The organism is Actinokineospora lacus (genome assembly GCF_053813445.1).
Map to the genome: position 1 here is coordinate 237,610 of NZ_JBQERA010000004.1, position 22,199 is coordinate 259,808.

Annotated in this window: 1 protein-coding gene; it reads right to left on the reverse strand. The window is 75.0% G+C overall.

The window, feature by feature from the left end:
* Positions 1–12 precede the first annotated feature (12 nt).
* The gene (locus tag ACTG9Q_RS12360) at positions 13–22,083 is read right to left on the reverse strand and encodes a type I polyketide synthase (RefSeq protein ID WP_455572857.1); all 22,071 of its coding nucleotides are present in this window, start codon (positions 22,081–22,083) and stop codon (positions 13–15) included.
* Positions 22,084–22,199: the final 116 nt, after the last annotated feature.

The window sequence follows — 22,199 nt, forward strand, 5'->3', positions numbered from 1 at the left end:
CTCCCGGGCACGTCAGGACTTGCCGAATTCGTTCTGGATGATCTGGAACAGGTCATCGGCACTGGCCGTGCCGAGTTGGTCCGCCTCGCCGGGCGCCGCGGCGCCCTTGCCATCCACAGTGGACACGAGGTGGCGCAGCCTGGTGGCGATCGCGGCCAGCTGCGCCGAGCCGGGCGGCAGGTCGGCGAGCGCCGCCTCGAACCGGTCGAGGGTGGTGATCGCGGCGACCGCGTCCGGGCCGCGGAGTTCGGCGTCGATGAGGTCGGCGACCGCGGCCGGGGTCGGGTGGTCGAACACCAGGCTCGACGGCAGGCTCAAGCCCGTGCCCGCGGCGAGCAGGTTGCGCAGCTCGACCGCGGTCAGCGAGGTGAGGCCCAGTTCGCGGAAGGGCCGCCGCGCGTCGATCGCCGCGCCGCCGCGGTGGCCCAGCAGGGCGGCGGACTGCCCGAGGACGAAGTCGAGCACGATCCCCTCCCGTTCCGCCGCGGGGGCCGCGGCGATCCGGTCGCGCAGGGGCGTGGTCCGCTCCGGCGCGGCGGCCTCCGGGATCTCGGCCAGCAGCGGGCTCGGCCTGCTCGCGGTGAAGCCGGGCCCGAACGCGGCCCAGTCGATGTCGGCGACCGCGGTGACCGCCTCGCCCCGGTCCACGGCGCGGCCGAGCGCGGTCAGCGCCGACGCGGGCGTCATCGGGGACACGCCCGCCCGGCCGGTGCCGGTCATCCCGGCGGCCCACGGCCCGAAGGCCACCGACGTCGCGGGCAGGCCCTCGGCCGCGCGCCGCTCGGCGATGGCGTCGAGGTGGGCGTTGGCCGCGGCGTAGTTGGCCTGGCCGGGGTTGCCGAGCACCCCGGCGAAGGAGGAGAGCAGCACGAACGCCGAGAGGTCCATCCCCCTGGTCAGCTCGTCGAGGTTCGCCGCACCGCCCGCCTTGCCGCGCAGCACCTCGGCGAGGCGCCCGGGGGTGAGCGCGTCGACGGTGCTGTCGGCGAGGACGCCCGCCGCGTGCACCACGGCGGTCACCGGGTGCTCGGCGAGCAGCCGGGCCAGGGCGCCGCGGTCGGCGGCGTCACAGGCGACGATGGCCACGTCGGTGCCGAGCGCGGTCAGCTCCTCGGCGAGTTCGCGGGCGCCGGGGGCGTCCGGGCCGCGCCGGGAGGTCAGCAGCAGGCGGGGCGCACCCCGCGTGGCGAGCCAGCGGGCGGCATGGGCGCCCAGCGCCCCGGTGCCGCCGGTGACCAGAGTGGTGCCCTCAGGCCGCCAGCCCGGCCCGGCTGTCGGGGTGGCGGGCGCGCGGCGCAGGCGCCTGCCGAACGTGCCGGTGCCGCGGATGGCGACCTGGTCCTCGGTTCCACTGAGGACCGACGCCAGCCGCGCCCCGGTGCCCTCGTCCAGCGTCGGGGGCAGGTCGATGAGACCGCCCCAGCGGTCGGGATGTTCGAGGGCGGCGACCCGGCCGAAGCCCCAGATCCGCGACTGGAGCGGGTCGGCGGCCGGGTCTGCGTCGCCAGTGCGCACGGCGCCCCGGGTGGCGCACCACAGCGGCGCGGCGTGCCCGGCGTCGCCGAGGGCTTGGACCAGCGCGACAGTCGCCTCCAGCGGCTGGTCGGCGGCGAGGACCCCGCTGATGCCGGGTGGAAGCGCGCGCAGTCGTTCGGCGAGCACCGCGCGGTCCGCCGCGCCGTCGACGGTGATGACGTCGACTCCGGCGAACACCATCGCGTCCATGAGGTCGGCGGGCGGGCTGACGAGCAGCCAGGTGCCCGGGGGCGGCGGCGTGTCGCGGTCGGGCAGCCCGCGCCAGCCCACCTGGTAGCGCCACCCGTCTGACGGGTCGCGCGGGCCGGAGGTGCCCTGGGGCCAGTAGCGCTCCTCCTGGAAGGCATAGGTGGGCAGCGGCACGCGCCTGCCGCCCCAGCCCGCGAAGACCGCCTCCCACCGGGGCCGGGCACCGCGGACGTAGGTCTCGGCGACGGCCCGCAGCACCGCCTCGGTGTCGTCGCGGTCGGCGCGCAGGGCGGGCACGGCGCCGTCCACGAAGGCGGAGAGCACCCCGTCCGGGCCGAGTTCGATGACGGCGCCGACGTTCTCCTCGCGCAGGCGCCGGACCCCGTCGGCGAAGCGGACCGTCTGGCGGACCTGCCGCACCCAGTAACCGGGGTCGGTCGGGTCGCCGTCGATGATCATGCGAATGCGCGGCTCGTGGTATTCCACCGATTCGGCCACCGCGGCGAACTCCGCCAGCATCGGCTCCATCAGCCGCGAGTGGAACGCGTGCGAGACCACCAGCCGCTTGACCCGGCGACCCTCCGCCCGCCACACGGCCTCCAACGCGCCGATCTCGTCCTCGGCACCGGACACCACCAGTGAGGTGGCGCTGTTGACCGCCGCGATGTCGATGCCCTCCGGCACATCAGCCTCAGTGCCCTCGACGGCGAGCATCGCCCCACCCCCAGGCAGCGCCTGCATCAACCGGCCCCGCGCCGCGACCAACAGGCAAGCGTCCACAAGGGACAGAACGTCCGCGACATGGGCAGCCGCGATCTCACCGATCGAATGGCCCAAAACGAAGTCCGGTGTCACGCCCCACGACTCGAACAGCCGGAACAGCGCCACTTCCACCGCGAACAGCGCCGCCTGGGCGTACCGCGTCTGGTGCAGCAGATCCGACTCGCCGAACACCACCGCCTTCAGCGGGCGGTCCAGTTCCGGGTCGATCCGGGCGCAGACGGCGTCGAACGCGTCGGCGAACACCGGGAACGCCCGGTAGAGCCCCTGCCCCATGCCGGGCCGCTGCGCGCCTTGGCCGGTGAACAGGAACGCGGTCGGCCCGCCCGCCACCTCGGAGCCGTGCACGACGGCGGGCGACGGCGTCCCGCCCGCGATCGCGTCAAGGCCCGCGCGGAACCCGTCGGGGTCGGCGGCGAGCACGACGGCGCGGTGCGGCAGCCCGGCCCGGGTCGTGGCCAGGGTCCAGCCGATGTCCACCACCGACCCCTCGACGGGCAGGGCACGCGCCTGGGCGCGCAGGGCGCGCTCGGACGCCGCGGACAGCGGCCAGGGCAGGGGGCCGTCGTAGCCGGGTGCGGGGGGCGGACCGCTCTCGCGCTCCCCCTGCTCGATGATCACGTGGGCGTTGGTGCCGCTGATGCCGAACGCGGACACCCCGGCCCGCCGGGCCGTGCCGGTGACCGGCCACGGCGTGCGCTCGGCCAGCGGCTCCACCGCGCCCGCGGCCCAGTCCACGTGCGGTGACCGCTCGCCGAGGTGCAGGCTGGCGGGCAGGACGCCGTGCCGCATGGCGAGCACCATCTTGATCACGCCCGCGATGCCCGCCGCCGCCTGCGTGTGCCCGATGTTGGACTTCACCGAGCCCAGCCACAGGGGGCGGTCCCGGTCCTGCCCGTAGGTCGCCAGCAGGGCCTGCGCCTCGATCGGGTCGCCGAGTTCCGTGCCGGTGCCGTGCGCCTCCACCGCGTCGACATCGCGCGGACGCAGACCGGCGGCGGCGAGGGCGCGGTGGATGACCCGCTGCTGGGAGGGCCCGTTCGGCGCGGTCAGCCCGTTGGAGGCGCCGTCGGAGTTCACCGCCGAGCCCCGGACGACGGCGAGGATCTCGTGGCCGTTGCGCCGGGCGTCGGACACCCGCTCCAGGAGGACCATGCCGACGCCTTCGCCCCAGCCGGTGCCGTCGGCGTCGGCGGAGAACGGCTTGCACCGGCCGTCGCCGGCCAGCCCGCGCTGGCGGCTGAACTCCATGAACGCGGTCGGCGTGGCCATGACCGTGGCCCCGCCCGCGAAGGCGAGCGAGCACTCGCCCGCCCGCAGGGCCTGCGCGGCGAGGTGCAGGGCGACCAGGGACGACGAGCAGGCGGTGTCGACGGTGACCGCGGGGCCTTCCAGCCCGAGGGCGTAGGCGACCCGGCCGGACATCACCGCCGCCGCGTTGCCGGTGGCGATGTGGTCGCCGACGCCGCCGACGCCGCCGACGCCGCCGTCGACCCCGGCGAGCAGGGCCGGGTAGTCCTGGCCGTTCGTGCCCGCGAACACCCCGGTCTGGCTGCCGCGCAGCGACGTCGGGTCGATGCCCGCGCTCTCGACGGCCTCCCAGCACACCTGGAGCAGCAGGCGCTGCTGCGGGTCCATCGCCAGCGCCTCGTGCGGGGAGATGCCGAACAGCTCGGCGTCGAAGTCCGCGGCGCCGTCGAGGAACCCGCCGCGGCGGGCGAACGGCACGTCGGCTGGCAGGTCCCAGCCCCGGTCGGCGGGGAAGTCGCCGACCGCGTCGACCCCGCCCGCGACGAGCCGCCAGAAGTCGTCGGGGGTGCGCACCCCGCCGGGGAACCGGCAGCTCATCGCCACGATCGCGATGTCGGTGGTGTCCGGTGCCGGCGTGGGCGCGGCGGTCTCGGGTTCGGGGGCCGCGCCGGACAGCGCGGCGTGGAGGTGGCCCGCGATGGCGGCCGGGGTCGGGTAGTCGAACACCAGGCTCGCGGGCAGCCGCAGGCCGGTGGCGGCCCCGAGCCGGGTGCGCAGCTCGACCGCGGTGAGCGAGTCGAAGCCGATGTCGCGGAACGCCCGTCCGGGGTCGACCGCGCCCGGCGAGGCCAGGCCGAGGACGCCTGCCGCGGTGGCCCGCACCAGCTCCTCCAGTTCCGGCAGCGTGACGCCCGCCAGGGCCACCGGGTCCGGTTCCGCCGGGGTGACCAGCTCGGCGAGCAGACCGCTCTGGCGGGCGGAGGTGAACCCCGCGCCGAAGCGGTCCCAGTCGACGTCGGCGACCGCGACCACCGGGTCGGGCCGCGCGACGGCGTCGGTCAGCGCGGCGAGCGCCAGCTCCGGGTCCATCGGCGGCATGCCGACGTGGCGCAGGCGGCGGGTGACCAGCTCGTCGTCGGCCATGCCCGCCGCGCCCCACGGGCCCCACGCGATCGAGGTCGCGGGCAGGCCCCGGGCGGCGCGGGCCTGCGCGAGGGCGTCCAGGTGGGCGTTGGCGGCGGCGTAGTTGGCCTGGCCGGGCGAGCCGATGGTGCCCGCGACCGAGGAGAACAGGACGAACGCGCTGAGGTCGCGGTCCCTGGTCAGCTCGTCCAGGTTCGCGGCTGCGACGGCCTTGGCCCGCAGGACGCCCGCGAACCGGTCCGGGGTGAGGGCGCTCAGCACGCCGTCGTCGAGGACCCCGGCGACGTGCAGGACCCCGGTGAGGTCGGGCAGGTCGGAGATGACCTCGGCGAGGGCGGCGCGGTCGGCCGCGTCGCAGGCGCGCACGGTCGCCTCGGTGCCGAGCGCGGCCAGGTCGGCCACCAGTTCCGTGGCGCCAGGGGCGTCCGGGCCGCGGCGGCTGAGCAGCACCAGCCGTCGTGCCCCCTGACGGGCGGCCCAGCGGGCGACGTGGGCGCCGAGCGCGCCCGTGCCACCGGTGATCAGCACCGAGCCGTCCGGCTCCCACGGGGTGCCTTCGGCGCGGCTCGGGGCGCGGCGCAGGCGCCGGGTGAAGGCCCCGGAGTCGCGGATGGCGAGCTGGTCGCCCGCGCCGCCCGCGAGGACGGACACGAGCCGGGCGCCCGCGCGCTCGTCCAGCACCTCGGGGAGGTCGACCAGACCGCCCCACCATTGCGGGCACTCCAGCGCCGCGACGAGGCCGAAACCCCACACCTGCGCCGCTTCCGGGGTGGTGACCGGGTCCGAGCGGCCGGTCGAGACCGCGCCACGGGTGAGGCACCACATCGGCACCGTGCCCCGGGCGTCGAGCGCTTGGGCGATGGCGACGCTGCCCGTGAGGTCGAGCCCGGACACCACGCCCGCGACCTCGGCGGGCAGGTCGTCGGCGGTGGCGATCTCGACCACGTCCGCGCCGCCCGCGCGCAGGGCATGGGCGACGGCGGCGTCCGCTCCGGCGAGCGCCCAGGTGCCCGACAGCGTCCCGGCGGGTGGGGTGACCGGCCGCCAGGCGACGGCGTACCGCCATTCGTCCACTGTGGACGCGGTGCGCCTGCGCTCGCGCCAGGAGGTCAGGGCGGGCAGGACGGCGTTGAGGGCGTCGCTGTCATCGAGCCGCAGCTCACCGGCGAGCGCGGCGAGGTCGCCTGCCTCCACCGCCCGCCAGAAGCCGGCGTCGGCGCCATCGGCACTGGCCGGGAGGGCGTCGGGGGCGTCGACCCAGTAGCGCTCGCGCTGGAAGGCGTAGGTCGGCAGGTCGACCCGCACGCCGGGGACCACCCGCGCCCAGTCGACCTCGGCGCCCCGCGTCCACGCCGTGCCGACAGCGGCCAGCAGGGTCTCGACTTCGTCACGCCCACCGCGCAACACCGGCACCGCGCCATCGACGTGCGCCGACAACACCGGGTCCGGCCCCAGCTCCAGGAACCCGGTGACCCCTTGCGACCGCAACCGCTCCACCCCGTCGCCGAACCGCACGGTGTCGCGGACCTGCCGCACCCAGTACCCCGGATCGGCCACCGCACCGGACATCGGGATACGCGGCTCGTGGAAGGTCAACGACTCGGCGACGGCGGCGAACTCCGCCAGCATCGGCTCCATCAGCCGCGAGTGGAACGCGTGCGAGACCACCAGCCGCTTCACCCGGCGACCCTCAGCCCGCCAGACAGCCTCCAGCGCCGCGATGTCGGTTTCGGCACCAGACACCACCAAGGATGTCGGACTGTTGATCGCGGCGATGTCGATGCCCTCCGGCACATCCGCCTCGGCGCCTTCGACCGCCAGCATCGCCCCACCAGCGGGCAGCGTCCGCATCAGGCGACCACGCGCGGCGACGAGCGCGCAAGCGTCCTCAAGGGACAGAACACCCGCGACGTGCGCCGCCGCGATCTCACCGATCGAGTGGCCCAGCACGAAGTCCGGGGTCACGCCCCAGGACTCCAGCAGCCGGAACAACGCCACTTCCAGCGCGAAGATCGCCGCCTGAGCGCCCTCGGTCTGGTTCAGCAACTCCTCATCGTCAAACGGAACCCGCTCGAACCGCGCGGTGATCTCGTCCAGGGCGGCGGCGAACACCGGATATGCGGCGAACAGCTCCCGGCCCATCCCGACCCGTTGCGAGCCCTGGCCGGTGAACAGGAACGCGAGCTTGCCCGGTGCGGCCTTGCCCTCGACTCGGCGGTCGCCGAGCAGTACCGCCCGGTGGGTCAGCGCGGCCCGGGTGGTGGCCAGCGAGAACCCGACATCGGCCGGGCTTGGACCATCCACCATGGACAGCACCCGGTCGATCTGGGCCGCCAAAGCCGGTTCGCTGCTCGCGGACACGACCCAGGGCACCAGAGGGGGTGCGGGATCGCCGGCGGGCTCCGGGACGGGCGCCGGGGCGGCTTCCTCGATGACGGCGTGGGCGTTGGTGCCGCTGATGCCGAAGGAGGACACCCCGGCCCGGCGCGGGCGGTCGCCGGGCCGCCACGGCCGTGCCTCGGTCAGCAGCCGCACCGCGCCCGCCGTCCAGTCGACGTGCGGCGACGGCTCGTCCACGTGCAGGGTCCTCGGCAGCAGGCCGCCGCGCATGGCCATGACCACCTTGATGATCCCGCCGACCCCGGCGGCGGCCTGGGTGTGGCCGAGGTTGGACTTCAGCGACCCCAGCCACAGCGGCTCGCCGGGGCGGTCCTGGCCGTAGGCGGCCAGCACGGCGTGCGCCTCGATCGGGTCGCCGAGGGTGGTGCCGGTGCCGTGGGCCTCCACGGCGTCCACGTCCTCGGGGGCGAGGCGCGCGTCGCGCAGGGCCTGGCGGATCACCCGCTCCTGGGACAGGCCGTTCGGGGTGGTCAGGCCGTTGGAGGCGCCGTCGGAGTTCACCGCGGTGCCGCGCACGACGGCCAGGACCGGGTGGCCGTTGCGGCGCGCGTCCGACAGCCGCTCCACGAGCAGGACGCCCGCGCCCTCCGACCACGCGGTGCCGTCGGCGGCCGCCGCGAACGACTTGCACCGCCCGTCGGCCGCGAGGCCGCGCTGCCTGCTGAAGTCGACGAACGTGTTCGGCTTGGCCATCACGGTCACCCCGCCGACCAGCGCCATCACGCACTCGCCCGCGCGCAGCGAGCGGACCGCCCAGTGCAGGGCGACCAGCGACGACGAGCAGGCGGTGTCGACGGTGACCGCGGGGCCTTCCAGCCCGAAGGTGTAGGCGACGCGGCCGGACACGACGCTGGCGGCGCTGCCGGTGCCGATGTAGCCCTCCGCGTCCTGCGGCACGGCGGCCATGCTGGAGGCGTAGTCGTGGTACATGACCCCGGCGAACACGCCGGTCCTGCTGCCCCGCAACGATGTCGGGTCCAGGCCCGCCCGCTCGAAGGTCTCCCAGGACAGTTCCAGCAGCAGGCGCTGCTGCGGGTCCATGGCCAGCGCCTCGCGCGGGGAGATGCCGAAGAACGCGGCGTCGAAGCGGTCGGCGTCGTGCAGGAAGCCGCCCTCGCGGGTGTAGCTGGTGCCCGGGTGCCCCGGGTCGGGGTGGTAGAGCCGGTCGATGTCCCAGCCGCGGTTGGTGGGGAACTCGGTGATGCCCTCGCCGCCGCTCGCGACCAGCTCCCACAGCGCTTCGGGGCTGTCGGCGCCGCCGGGGTAGCGGCAGCTCATCGCGACGATCGCGATGGGGTCGTCGTCGGTGGCGGCGGCCGCGGCGGGCCGCTCGGGCACGGCGGCGGACGTCCCGGTCAGCTCGCCGAGCAGGTGGTCGGCGAGCGCGGCCGGGGTGGGGTAGCTGAAGGCCAGGGTGGACGGCAGCCGCAGCCCGGTCGCCGCGCTGATCCGGTTGCGCAGCTCGACCGCGGCCAGCGAGTCGACGCCCAGGTCGGCGAACGCCTGCCGGGGGTCGACGGCGGCGGCGGAGGTGTGGCCGAGGACGTCGGCGAGCTGGGTGCGGACGAGGTCGACGAGCCACGCGGCCTTGTCGTCCCCGGGCTTGCGGGTGGGCGGTCCCGGCCGGGTGGCCACGTCGGCGGCGCGCCGCCGCTCGGGCCGGACCAGGCCGCGCAGCACCGCGGGCACCGGCCCGCCCCTGGTGACGGCGGGCAGGTCGGCGGCCATCGGCAGGACGTGCGGGTGGTCGGCGGCGAGCGCGTGGTCGAGCAGGGCGAGGCCGGTTTCAGTCGTCAGCGCGCCGCCGAGCCGGGCCTTGTCGTCCTCACCCAGGTGGCCCGCCATGCCGTGCTCCCACAGGCCCCAGGCGAGGGCGTTCGCGGGCAGCCCGGACGCGCGGCGGTGCGCGGCGAGGCCGTCGAGGGCGGCGTTGGCGGCGGCGTAGTTGGCCTGCCCCGCCGTGCCCAAGGTCGCCGACGCCGAGGAGAACAGGGCGAACACCGACAGCGGCAGGTCCCGGGTCAGCTCGTGCAGGGCGAGCGCGGAGTCGACCTTGGCCCGCAGCACGGCGGCGACCCGTTCGGGGGTAAGAGCTTCGATGACCCCGTCGTCGAGCACGCCCGCGGTGTGGACGACACCGGTGAGCGGGTGCTCGGCGGGCATGGCGTCGAGCACCGCGGCCAGGGCGGCGCGGTCGGCGGCGTCGCAGGCGAGCACGGTCACCGTGGCGCCGAGCGCGGCGAGTTCGGCCGTGAGGTCGGCGGCGCCGGGGGCGTCCGGACCGCTCCGGCTGAGCAGGACGAGGTGCCGCACCCCGTGCCTGGTCACCAGGTGCCGGGCCACGAGCGCGCCGAGCGCCCCGGTGCCACCGGTGATCAGCCAGGTACCGGCGTCGAGCCGCACCGAGTCCACCGCGGTGGCCGACGCACGGGCCAACCGTGGCACGAGAAGCCCGCCATCACGGACAGCGAGATCCGGTTCGCCGTCAGCCGGGAGCACCGACTCAGCCGCCGGGGCCGACGCACGAGCCAGCCGGGACGCGGGCAGCCTGCCGCCACGGACCGCGAAACCCGATTGGCCGTCGGCAGGGTCCACTGCGGTGGCCGACGCGCGGACCAGCCGTGGCGCGAGGAGTCTGCCGTCGCGGGTCGCGAGGTCCGGTTCGTCGTCGGCCAGCAGTAGCGGGCCTTCTCCGTCGAGGACCACGATGCGGCCGGGGTGTTCGGTCCTGGCCGAGCGGACCAGGCCGTGGACGGCGGCGCCCGCGAGGTCGGGGACGTCCTCGTCGGGGCGGGTGGCGACCGCGCCGCTGGTGCGGACGACGAGCCTGCCGGTCACTTCGGGGGCGGCCAGCCAGGTCTGGACGGCGAGCAGGGCGGCGGTGGTGCGGCGGTGGATCTCGGCGGGGTCGGTGGTCTGCGCCTCCCGCAGGTCGACCACGGCCACGTCGTCCGCGGAGCCCGCGGGCACCTCGACCCAGTCCACGGTGAACAGGGCGCCCGCCGAGGTCTGCGGCGCGCGCAGCGCGAGCGAGGCGACCTCGATCACCGGCAGGCCCGCGCCGTCGCAGGCGAGCAGCGCGTACTCGTCGGGCCCGGTCCTGGTGATCCGGACCCGCACCGCCGTGGCGCCGGTGGCGTGGAGGGTGACGCCGGACCAGCTGAACGGCACGCGCGCGGCGCCGTCGCCGGTCACCAGGGCGGTGGCGTGCAGGGCAGTGGCGTGCAGGACTGCGTCGAGCAGCGCGGGGTGGATGCCGAAGCGGTCGGTCGCGGCGCGGGCCGCCTCGGGGAGCACGACCTCGGCGTGGGTGGTGTCGCCGGAGCGCCAGGCCGCCGAGAGGCCCTGGAAGGCCGGGCCGTAGTGCAGGCCGGTCGCGGCGAGGTCGTCGTACAGGCCGTCGACCGCGACCCGGTCCGCGTCGGCGGGCGGCCAGGTCAGCGGCTCGGCGGGGGCCTCGGCATCGGTGGCGAGCAGGCCGGTCGCGTGCCGGGTCCAGGTGTCGGCGCCGGTCGGCCGCGAGTGCACCGACACGGTGTGGTTCGGGCCTGCGATGACCTGGATGTCGACGGCGCCGTGCTCGGGCAGCACCAGCGGCGCCTCCAGCGTCAGCTCCGCCACCGACGCGCACCCGACATGCTCCCCGGCCCGCAACGCCAGTTCCACGAACGCCGTGCCCGGCAACACAACCCGGCCCGACACCACGTGATCGGCGAGCCACGGCTGGTCCATCGTGGACAGCCGCCCGGTGAGCACGTGGCCGTCGCCATCGGCGAGGGAGACGGCGGCGCCGAGCAACGGGTGATCGGTGCCGCCGAGCCCGGCTGCGGTGAGGTCGCCGACCAGTTGCCGTGGCTGGGGCCAGTAGCGGGTCCGCTGGAAGGCGTAGGTGGGCAGCTGGACGCGCCGCCCGGCCGGGACGATCCGCGCCCAGTCGACGTGGGCGCCCCGCGTCCACACGCTGCCGATCGCGCCGAGCAGGGTCTCGACCTCGCCCCGTCCGCGCCGCAGCACCGACACCGCGCCGTCGACATGCGTCGACAACACCAAGTCCGGCCCCAGCTCCAGGAAACCGGTGACCCCTTCGTCGCGCAGCCGCGTGACGCCGTCGGCGAACCGCACGGTCTGCCGGACCTGCCGAACCCAGTACCCCGGATCGGTCACCGCACCCAGCATCGGGATACGCGGCTCGTGATAGCTCAACGACTCAGCGACAGTCGCGAACTCCGCCAGCATCGGCTCCATCAGCCGCGAGTGGAAGGCGTGCGACACCACCAGCCGCTTGACCCGCCGACCCTCGGCCCGCCACGCGGCTTCCAGCGCCTCGATCTCTTCTGCCGCGCCCGAGACCACCAGCGAAGTCGGGCCGTTGACCGCCGCGATGTCGACGCCCTCCGGCACATCAGCCTCAGTGCCCTCAACAGCCAGCATCGCTCCACCAGCGGGCAACGCCTGCATCAGGCGACCACGCGCTGCCACCAACGCACAAGCGTCCTCAAGGGACATAATCCCGGCCACATGGGCAGCAGCCAACTCACCGATCGAATGCCCCAACAGGAAATCCGGCGCCAGCCCCCACGACTCCAGCAGCCGGAACAATGCCACTTCCAGCGCGAAGATCGCCGCCTGAGCGCCCTCGGTCTGGTTCAGCAACTCCTCATCATCAAACGGAACCCGCTCAAACCGCGCGGCCACCTCATCCCACGCCGCCGCGAACACCGGGTACGCCGCAGACAGCTCACGGCCCATCCCGACCCGCTGCGAACCCTGACCCGTGAACAGGAACGCCAGCCTGCCCGGCTCGACGGCGCCCGCCACCGAGGTGTCCGCGACCAGCACGGCCCGGTGCTCCAGGGTCGTGGCGCGGGTGGTGACGAGCGAGTGGCCGATATCCCCTGGTGCGGCGTCGAGGGCGCGGACCTGGTCGACCTGCGCGCGCAGCGCGGCCTCCGACCGGGCCGAGAACACCCACGGCACCACAGCAGGCGGCTCCACCGGAACCACCTCAGCCACAACAGAACGCGGCGGCTCCTCAATGATCGCGTGCGCATTGGTGCCACTGATACCGAACGACGACACCGCCCCGCGACGCGGACGTTCTCCCGGTGACCACGGCTGGGGTTCAGCCAGCAACGACACCGCGCCGGACGTCCAGTCCACATGCGACGAGGGCCCGGCCGCGTGCAGGGTCACCGGCATGGTGGCGTGCCGCATCGACATGACCGTCTTGATCACCCCGGCGATCCCCGCCGCCGCCTGCGTATGCCCGATGTTCGACTTCACCGACCCCAACCACAACGGCCGATCCCGACCTTGACCGTAGGCCGACAGCAACGCCGTCGCCTCGATCGGATCGCCCAGCCGGGTGCCCGTGCCGTGCGCCTCGACCATGTCCACATCGGACGATAAAAGTCCGGCGTCAGCCAACGCCTGGCTGATCACCCGCTCCTGGGCCGGGCCGTTGGGGGCGGTCAGGCCGTTGGAGGCCCCGTCGGAGTTGACCGCCGTGCCACGCACGACGGCCAGCACGTCGTGGCCGTTGCGCAGGGCATCGGAAAGGCGCTCCACCAGCAGCACCCCGACGCCTTCCGACCACGCGGTGCCGTCCGCCGCGTCGGAGAACGGCTTGCACCGCCCGTCCGGCGCCAAACCGTTCTGCAGCCCGAACTCGGTGAAGACGCCGGGGGTGGCCATCACGGTCACACCGCAGGCCAGCGCCATGGAGCACTCCCCGGACCGCAGCGACCGCACGGCCAAGTGCAGCGCCACCAGCGACGACGAGCACGCCGTGTCGATGGTGACCGCCGGGCCCTCCAGGCCGAAGACGTAGGCGATGCGGCCGGAGGCGACGCTGGCGGTGTTGCCGGTGAGCAGGTAGCCGCCGAAGTCGACGGGCGCCTCGTGCATGCGGGGCCCGTACTCCTGGGACATGGCGCCGACGAACACCCCGGTCCGGCTGCCGCGCAGCGACAGCGGGTCGATGCCGGACCGTTCGAGGACCTCCCACGCCGACTCCAGCAGCAGGCGCTGCTGCGGGTCCATCGCCAGGGCCTCGCGCGGGGAGATCCCGAACAGCTCGGCGTCGAACTCGGTGGCGTCGTGCAGGAACCCGCCGCGCAGGCGGTGGGCGTCCGGCAGCAGCCAGCCGCGGTCGGCGGGCAGACCGGTGATCGCCTCGGCGCCGGACTCGACGAGCCGCCACAGCTCCTCCGGGGTGCGGACACCGCCGGGGAACCGGCACCCCATGCCGACGATCGCGATGGGATCGTCCGCCGGGGAATCGGCCACCGAAAGCCCGGCCACCGGGGCGGCCGGGGTCGCGCCCGCGGCGGCGCCGTCGAACTCGACCAGCAGCCGCTGGGCCAGTTCGGCCGGGGTCGGGTAGTTGAAGATCAGGGTCGGGGGCAGGCGCAGGCCGGTGACGGCGGCGATGCGGTTGCGGAGCTCGACGGCGGTCAGCGAGTCGAAACCCAGCTCCTTGAACGTGCGGGCGGCGCGGACGGTGTCGGCGGAGCCGTGGCCGAGGACCGCGGCGACCTCGGTCTGCACCAGGGCGGTGAGCGCGCGCTCCCGGTCGGCGGCGGCCATGCCCGCCAGCCGCCCCGCCAGTCCGGAGCCACCGACCACGGCTCCGGCCGCCCGGCGCGGGAGCGGGCGGACGAGCGCCCGCAGCAGCGGTGGCGCCTCGCCCCGGGCGCCGAGGTCGAGGCGGGTCGGCAGGACGTGGGCGTGCCCGCCCGCGACGGCGCGGTCGAACAGCGCCAGGGCGTCGTCGGTGGACAGCGCGGCCCCGGTGCGTTCGAGGCGCGTGCGGTCGACGTCGGTGAGGTCGGCGCTGAGGCCGCTGGCGTCGGCCCACAGGCCCCAGCCCAGCGACAGCGCGGGCAGGCCGCGGGCCCGGCGGTGGTGGGCCAGGGCGTCCAGGACGGTGTTGGCGGCGGCGTAGTTGGCCTGCCCGGCGGTGCCGAAGGTGGCGGCGACCGAGGAGTAGAGGACGAACATCGCCAGGTCGGCGTCCTCGGTCAGCTCGTGCAGCAGCAGCGCCGCGTCGGCCTTGGGCCCGAGCACCGCGTCGAGCCGCTGCGGGGTCAGCGAGTCCAGCACGCCGTCGTCGGCGACGCCCGCGGTGTGCACGACGCCGGTCAGCGGGTGCGCGGCCGGGATCGCCGCCAGCACGGCGCCCAGGGAGTCGCGGTCGGACACGTCGCACGCGACGACGGTGACGTCCGCGGCCAGTTCGGCGACCAGCTCGGCGGCCCCGGGGGCGTCGGGACCGCGCCTGCTCGCCAGCACCAGGTGGCGGATTCCGTGCCGGGCGACGAGGTGGCGGGCCAGCCGGGCGCCGAGCGTGCCGGTGCCGCCGGTGATGAGGACGGTCCCGTCCGGGTCCGGGGCGCGCGGGATGGTGAACACGTTCTTGCCGACGTGCCTGCCCTGGCCGACGTGGCGCAGCGCGAACTGCGCGTCGCGGACGTCCCAGGCGCGGACCGGCAGCAGGGTGATCGCCCCGGCGGCGAACAGGTCGAGCAGGTCGGCCAGCATCTCCCGCAGCCGGTCGGGCCCGGCGTCGAACAGGTCGAACGCCTGGTAGTCGACACCGTCCGGGGAGCGCGGGTCGGCCTTGCCCATCTCGATGAACCGCCCGCCCGGGGCGAGCAGGCGCAGCGAGGCGTCGATGAACTCGCCGGTCAGCGAGTTGAGCACGACGTCGACGGTGGGAAAGCGCTCGGCGAAGCCGAGGTCGCGCGACGAGGCGAGCCGGTCATCGGGCAGGCCGGTGGCCGACCACTTCGCCGGGCTCGCGGTGCCGTGCACCTCGGCCCCGATGTGCCGGGCCAGCTGGACGGCGGCCATGCCGACGCCGCCCGCGGCGGAGTGCACGAGCACCGACTCCCCCGCCCGCAGCCCGGCCAGGTCGACCAGCGCGTGGTAGGCGGTCAGGAACACCACGGGCACCGAGGCCGCGTCGGTGAACGACCAGCCCGCGGGCATGGGCGCGAGCAGCCGCCGGTCGGTCACCGCGCTGGGGCCGAACCCGCCGGAGACCAGGCCGAAGACCCGGTCCCCCACCGACAGGTCCGTGACCTGGTCGCCGACCTCGACGACCACCCCGGCGGCCTCCGTGCCGAGCCGCACGCCCGGGTCCGGGTAGGTGCCCAGCGCGATCAGCACGTCGCGGAAGTTGATGCCCGCGGCGCGGACCTCGACGCGCACGTGGCCGGGCGGCAGCGGCTCGTCGGTCTCCTCGAAGCGCAGTCCGGTCAGCGCGCCGTCGTCCCCGGGGACCATGCGCCAGGCCGGGGCGCCCGGCACCGGCAGCATCGGCTCGGCCGAGGCCCGCACCAGGCGCGGCGCCAGCATCGCGCCACCGCGGATGGCGACCTGCGGCTCCCCCGTGGCCAGCACCGACGGCAGGAGGGCCATGGCGCTGTCGTCATCGATGTCGACCAGCACGAACGAGCCCGGGTTCTCCGCCTGCGCCGAGCGCACCAGCCCCCACGCCCCCGCGGCGCGCGGATCGGCGATGTCCTCGGCGGAGGTCGTGGCGACCGCGCCTCGCGAGACGAGCACCAGCGGCTCCGCGGACCGCACCAGGCTCAGCACGTCGGCCAGGTCCGCGGGCAGTCGTTCCACCCGGGGGACCTCGGCGGCCGGTGCCTCCGCGGCGGGCACCGGGGTCCAGCGCACGACGAACAGGGCGTCGTCGACCGACCGCTCGAACGCCGCGGCCGACACCGGCCGCCACACCAGCGAGTCGACCGAGACGACCGGGGCGCCCTCGGCGTCGAAGGCCACCAGCGAGACGCTGTCGGGCCCGGTCGCGGCGGCCCGCACCCGGACCGCCGAGGCGCCGACCTGGTGCTGGGTCACGCCGGACCAGGAGAAGGGCAGGTGCGGGGTGTCCGTCGGCACCAGGCCGCCCACCATGACGGCGTGCAGGGCGGCGTCGAGCAGCGCGGGGTGGATGCCGAACAGCTCGGCGTCGTCCTGGGCCTGGGCGGGCAGGGCGACCTCGGCGTACACGGCGGCGTCGCCGCGCCAGAGCGCCCGCAGGCCGCGGAAGGCGTCCCCGTAGGTGAACCCGGCGCGGGAGAGGTCGTCGTAGCACGCGGACACGTCGACCGGGGTGGCATGCGCGGGCGGCCAGACCGGCTCGCCCGGCGGGGTGGCGCCGTCGGCGGTGAGCACGCCGTCGGCGTGGCGGGTCCACGGCGCGTGGTCGGCATCGGGCCGGGAGTGGATCTCCACGGTGTTCTCGGCGGTGACGCTCACCTGGATCTGCACGGCGCCGCGCTCGGGCAGCACCAGGGGCGCCTCCAGCGTCAGCTCCGCCACCGACGCGCACCCGACATGCTCCCCGGCCCGCAGTGCCAGCTCCACGAACGCCGTGCCTGGCAGCAGCACCCGGCCGGACACCACGTGATCGGCGAGCCACGGCCGCACGGTCGCGGACAGCCGCCCGGTGAGCACCGCGCCGCCGCCGGAGGCCAGGGACACCGCGGCGCCGAGCAGCGGGTGCCCGGTCGTGTCGGTGGTGGTCCTGGTGCTCAGCCAGTAGCGCTTGCGCTGGAAGGCGTAGGTGGGCAGCTCGACGCGCCTGCCGCCGGGCAGCAGCCGGGCCCAATCGACCGCCGCGCCGCGGGTCCAGGCCGTGGCGACGGCGGTGAGCAGGGTCCCGGCCTCGTCGCGGCCCTGCCGCAGCACCGGCACGGCCTGGTCGACATGCGCGGACAGCGCGGCATCGGGGCCCAGTTCGAGGAAGCTGGTGACGCCCTTGTCCCGCAGCCGCTGGACTCCCTCGGCGAACCGCACGGTGTCGCGCACCTGCCGCACCCAGTAACCCGGATCGGTCACCGCACCGAACATCGGGATACGCGGCTGGTGATAGGTCAATGACTCGGCGACGGTGGCGAACTCGGCCAGCATCGGCTCCATCAGCCGCGAGTGGAACGCGTGCGACACAACAAGCCGCTTCACTCGTCGACCTTCGGCCCGCCACACCGCCTCCAGCGCCGCGATCTCATCCTCAGCACCGGACACCACCAGCGAAGTGGGGCTGTTGACCGCCGCGATGTCGATGCCCTGCGGCACCTCGACTTCGGTGGCCTCCACCGCCAGCATCGCCCCACCCGGCGGCAGCGCCTGCATCAGGCGACCCCGGGCCGCGACCAACGCACGGGAGTCCTCAAGGGACAGAACTCCCGCGACATGCGCCGCCGCGATCTCGCCGATCGAGTGCCCCAGCAGGAAGTCCGGCGTGAGTCCCCAGGACTCCAGCAAGCGGAACAGCGCCACTTCCAGGGCGAAGATCGCCGCCTGGGCGCCTTCGGTCTGGTTCAGCAAGTCCTCGTCATCAAACGGAACCCGCTCGAACCGCGCGGTGACCTCGTCCAGGGCAGCGGCGAACACCGGGAACGACTCGTGGAGCCCTCGGCCCATCCCCACGCGCTGCGAACCCTGACCGGTGAACAGAAAGGCCAGCTTGCCGGGCTCGACGGCGCCTTCCACCAGCCGGTCGCCCAGCAGCACGCCGCGATGCTCCAGCGTGGCCCTGGTCGTCGCGAGGGAGTACCCGATGTCCACGGGCGAGCCGTCGAGGCCGCGAACCTGGTCGACCTGGGCGCGCAGCGCGGCCTCCGACCGGGCCGAGAACACCCACGGCACCACAGCGGGCGACTCAACCGGAACCGCTTCGGCCGCAACCGGAGTCGGCGGCTCCTCGATGATCGCGTGCGCGTTGGTGCCACTGATCCCGAACGACGACACCGCCCCACGGCGGGGGCGGTCACCAGGCTCCCACGGCTGGGGCTCGGTCAAGGGGGACACCGCGCCCGCGGTCCAGTCCACGTGCGGTGAGGGCTCGTCAAAGTGCAGCAGACGCGGCAACACCCCGTGCCGCATCGACATGACCGTCTTGATCACCCCGGCGATCCCCGCCGCCGCCTGCGTGTGGCCGATATTCGACTTCACCGACCCCAACCACAGCGGCCGGGCCCGGTCCTGGCCATAGGCCGACAGCAACGCGGTCGCCTCGATCGGATCACCCAACCGCGTACCGGTGCCGTGCGCCTCGACAACGTCCACATCGGACGACGAAAGCCCGGCGTCAGCCAGCGCCTGGCGGATGACGCGCTGCTGGGCCGGGCCGTTCGGGGCGGTGAGCCCGTTGGAAGCGCCATCGGAGTTGATCGCGGTGCCGCGGACCACGGCGAGAACGTCGTGGCCGTTGCGCCGGGCGTCGGACAGCCGCTCCACCAGCAGCACGCCGACACCCTCGGCCCAGGAGGTGCCGTCCGCCGCGGCGGAGAACGGCTTGCACCGGCCGTCGGCGGCGAGCCCGTTCTGCCTGCTGAACTCGGTGAACATGCCCGGCGTCGCCATCACGGTGACACCGCAGGCCAGCGCCATCGAGCACTCACCGGACCGCAGCGAGCGCACCGCGAGGTGCAGCGCCACGAGCGACGACGAGCACGCCGTGTCGACCGTGACCGCCGGGCCCTCCAAGCCGAACGCGTAGGCGATCCGGCCGGAGGCGACACTGGCGGTGCTGCCGGTCAGCAGGTAGCCCTCGGCGTCCGCGCGCGCCTCGTGCAGGCGGGGCCCGTACTCCTGGGCCACCGCGCCGACGAACACCCCGGTCCTGCTGCCGCGCAACGAGAACGGGTCGATCCCGGCCCGCTCCAGCACCTCCCATGAGGTTTCCAACAGGAGCCGCTGCTGCGGGTCCATCGCCAGGGCCTCGCGCGGGGAGATCCCGAACAGCTCCGCGTCGAAGCGGCCCGCGTCGTGCAGGAAGCCGCCCTGGGACGGGAAGTCACGCTCGCCGAGGTCCCAGCCGCGGTCGGTGGGGAACCCGGAGATCGCGTCGACGCCCCCGGCCACCACCTCCCACAGGTCCTCCGGGGACCGCACGCCGCCGGGGAACCGGCAGCTCATGCCGACCACGACGACCGGGTCGTCGCCGTCGGGCAGCGGCACCGCGTCATCGGGAGCGAGGTCGGAGGCGCCGCGCAGGTAGTCCGCGACGGCGGTCGGGGTCGGGTAGTCGAACAGCAGCGTGGTCGGCAGCGCGGCGCCGGTCGCGGTGGCGAGGCTGTTGCGCAGCTCCACCGCCGTCATCGAGTCGAAGCCGAGTTCCTTGAAGGTGCGGTCGGCGGCGACCTGGTCGGGCGCCGCGAACTCCAGCACCGCGGCGACGTGCGCGCGGACCAGGTCCAGCGCGTCGCGCTCGGCGACCGCGGCAGGTGGGCCCTCGGGCGCCGGGATACGGAGGGGGCGGGCATCCTCCCGCCAGTACCGCTCGCGCTGGAAGGCGTAGGTCGGCAGGGGCACACGGCGCGCGCCCGCGCCGGCGAACACCGCGTCCCAGTCGACCTCGGCCCCGCCCGCGTACGCGGCCACGACCGCGGACAGGACGGTCTCGACCTCGTCGCGGTCCCGCCGCAGCGGCACGGCGGTGTTGGCCACGTGGGCGGCCAGGACCGCGTCCGGGCCGATCTCGACGTGGGTGGCCACGTCCCGCTCCGCCAGCCGGGCCATCCGGTCGGCGAAGCGGACGGTCCGCCGGACCTGGCGCACCCAGTACATCGGGTCGGTGACCTCGTCGGACACCATCGGGACGCGCGGCTCGTGGTAGGTCAGGGTCCGGGCGACGGCGGCGAAGTCGTCGAGCATCGGGTCCATCAGCTTGGAGTGCGAGGCGTGCGAGATCGGCAGCAGCCGGACCCGCCTGCCCTGCGCCCGCCAGCGCTCCGCGAGGTCGGCGACCTCGGCCTCGGCGCCGGAGATCACCAGCGCGGTCGGGCTGTTGATCGCGGCGATGTCCATGCCCGCTGGCACGTCGGCCTCGGCCGCCTCGGCGGCGAGCATCGCGCCGCCTTCGGGCAGCGCCTGCATCAGCCCGCCGCGCGCGGCGACCAGGGCGCAGGCGTCGTCCAGCGACAGCACCCCGGCCACGTGCGCCGCGGCGATCTCGCCGATGGAGTGGCCGGTGATGACATCGGGTGTGACGCCCCAGGACTCCAGCAGCCGGGAGAGGCCGACCTGGACGACGAACAGCGCGCACTGCGCGCTCCCGGTCCTGGTCATCACCGACTCGTCGTCCAGCGCCACCCCGGCGAACCGGGCGCGGGCCGCGTCGACGGCGGCCTCGTAGACGGGGAACGTCCGGTAGAGCTGTTCCCCCATCCCGGGCCGCTGGCCGCCCTGGCCGGAGAACAGGAACGCCACCTGCCCGAGCCGGGCCGGGGCGGTGGTGAGCGCGCGGGAGGGCAGGCCTGCGGCGAGCGCGTCGAGGGCGCCGAGCAGTTCGGCGCGGTCCCGCGCGACGATCCCGGCGCGGCGCTCGAACGCGGTCCGCGTGGTGGCCAGGGAGAAGCCGAGGTCGACGAGCCTGCCGTCGGAGCCGGACACGGCTTCGCGCAGCCGCGCGGCCTGGGCGCGCAGCGCGGGCTCGGTCCGTCCGGAGAGGACGATCGGCGTCGGGGCGCCCGGGTCGGGCAGCGCGGCCGGTTCCGGCCGCGGGGTGCCGGAGAGCACGACGTGGCAGTTGGTGCCGCCCACGCCGAACGAGCTGACGCCCGCGACCAGCCTGCCCCGCCACCCGGGGAAGTCGCTCAGCTCCCGGACGACGCGCAGGTTGAGCCGTTCCAGCGGGATCTCGGGGTTCGGGGTGTCGAAGTTCAGGCTGGCCGGGATTCGCCCGTGCGCGATGGCGAGCACGGTCTTGAGCAGCCCGGCGGCGCCCGCGGCGCCTTCGAGGTGGCCGATGTTGGTCTTGACCGACCCGACCGGCAGCGGCTCCTCCCGCAGCCCGCCGATGGCCGCGCCGAGCGCGGCGGCCTCGACGGGGTCGCCGAGCCGGGTGCCGGTGCCGTGCAGTTCGACGTAGCCCAGCGCGGCGGGGTCGATGCCTGCCCGCGCGTACGCCTCGCGCAGCACCGCCTCCTGGGCCCGCCTGCTCGGGGCGGTCAGGCTCGCCCCGCCGCCGTCGTTGTTCACCGCGGTGGCGTGGATGACGGCGTGGACGTGGTCGCCGTCGGCGATGGCCAGGTGCAGGGGTTTGAGCGCGACGATGACGCCGCCCTCGCCGCGGACGAAACCGTTGGCGCGGGCGTCGAAGGTGTGGCACCGGCCGTCCGGGGACAGGCCGCCGAAGCGGGCGGCGCTGATCGTGCTCTCCGCGGCGAGGTTGAGGTTCACCCCGCCCGCGAGCGCGGCGGTGGAATCGCCCCGGCGCAGGCTCTCCACCGCGAGGTGCACGGCCACCAGCGAGGAGGACTGCCCCGCGTCGACGGTCATGCTCGGGCCGCGCAGCCCCAGGGCGTAGGAGACGCGGTTGGCGATGATGCCGCGCTGCAGCCCGGTCATCGTGTGCTGGTCGATGGCGCCCGCGCGGTGCGCGAGCGTGGCGTAGTCGTCCCAGATCGCGCCGACGAACACCCCGGTGCCGGTGCCCGCCATCCGCCCCGGCACGACGTGGGCGTCCTCCAGCGCCTCCCAGGCCAGTTCCAGCACCAGGCGCTGCTGCGGGTCCATCGCCGCGGCCTCGCGCGGGGAGATGCCGAAGAAGCCGGGGTCGAACCGGTCGACGTGGTCCAGGAAGCCCCCGCGGGTCACCTCGGCGGCGGCCGCGCCCCACCGGCCCTCGGGCACGTCGCCGATGGCGTCGGTCCCGTCCCGCAGGAGCCGCCAGAACTCCTCGGGGTTCGCCGCTCCCGGCACCCGGCAGGCCAGTCCCACGATCGCGATGGCGTCGACGTCGCCGGAGCGCAATTCAGGCATGAATGTCCTCGAAACTCACTCGGCACGGGAGAGCCTGCCCAGGAACAAGCCGCGGAAAAGCGTGATCGAATTCAGTTGTCGCGCGGTGGGTTCACCGCCGCCACGCGCCCTGACCA

Coding starts and splice junctions, on each gene's coding strand:
- ACTG9Q_RS12360 (WP_455572857.1), bottom strand. CDS start 22,083: ATGCCTGAATTGCGCTCCGGCGACGTCGACGCCATCGCGATCGTGGGA.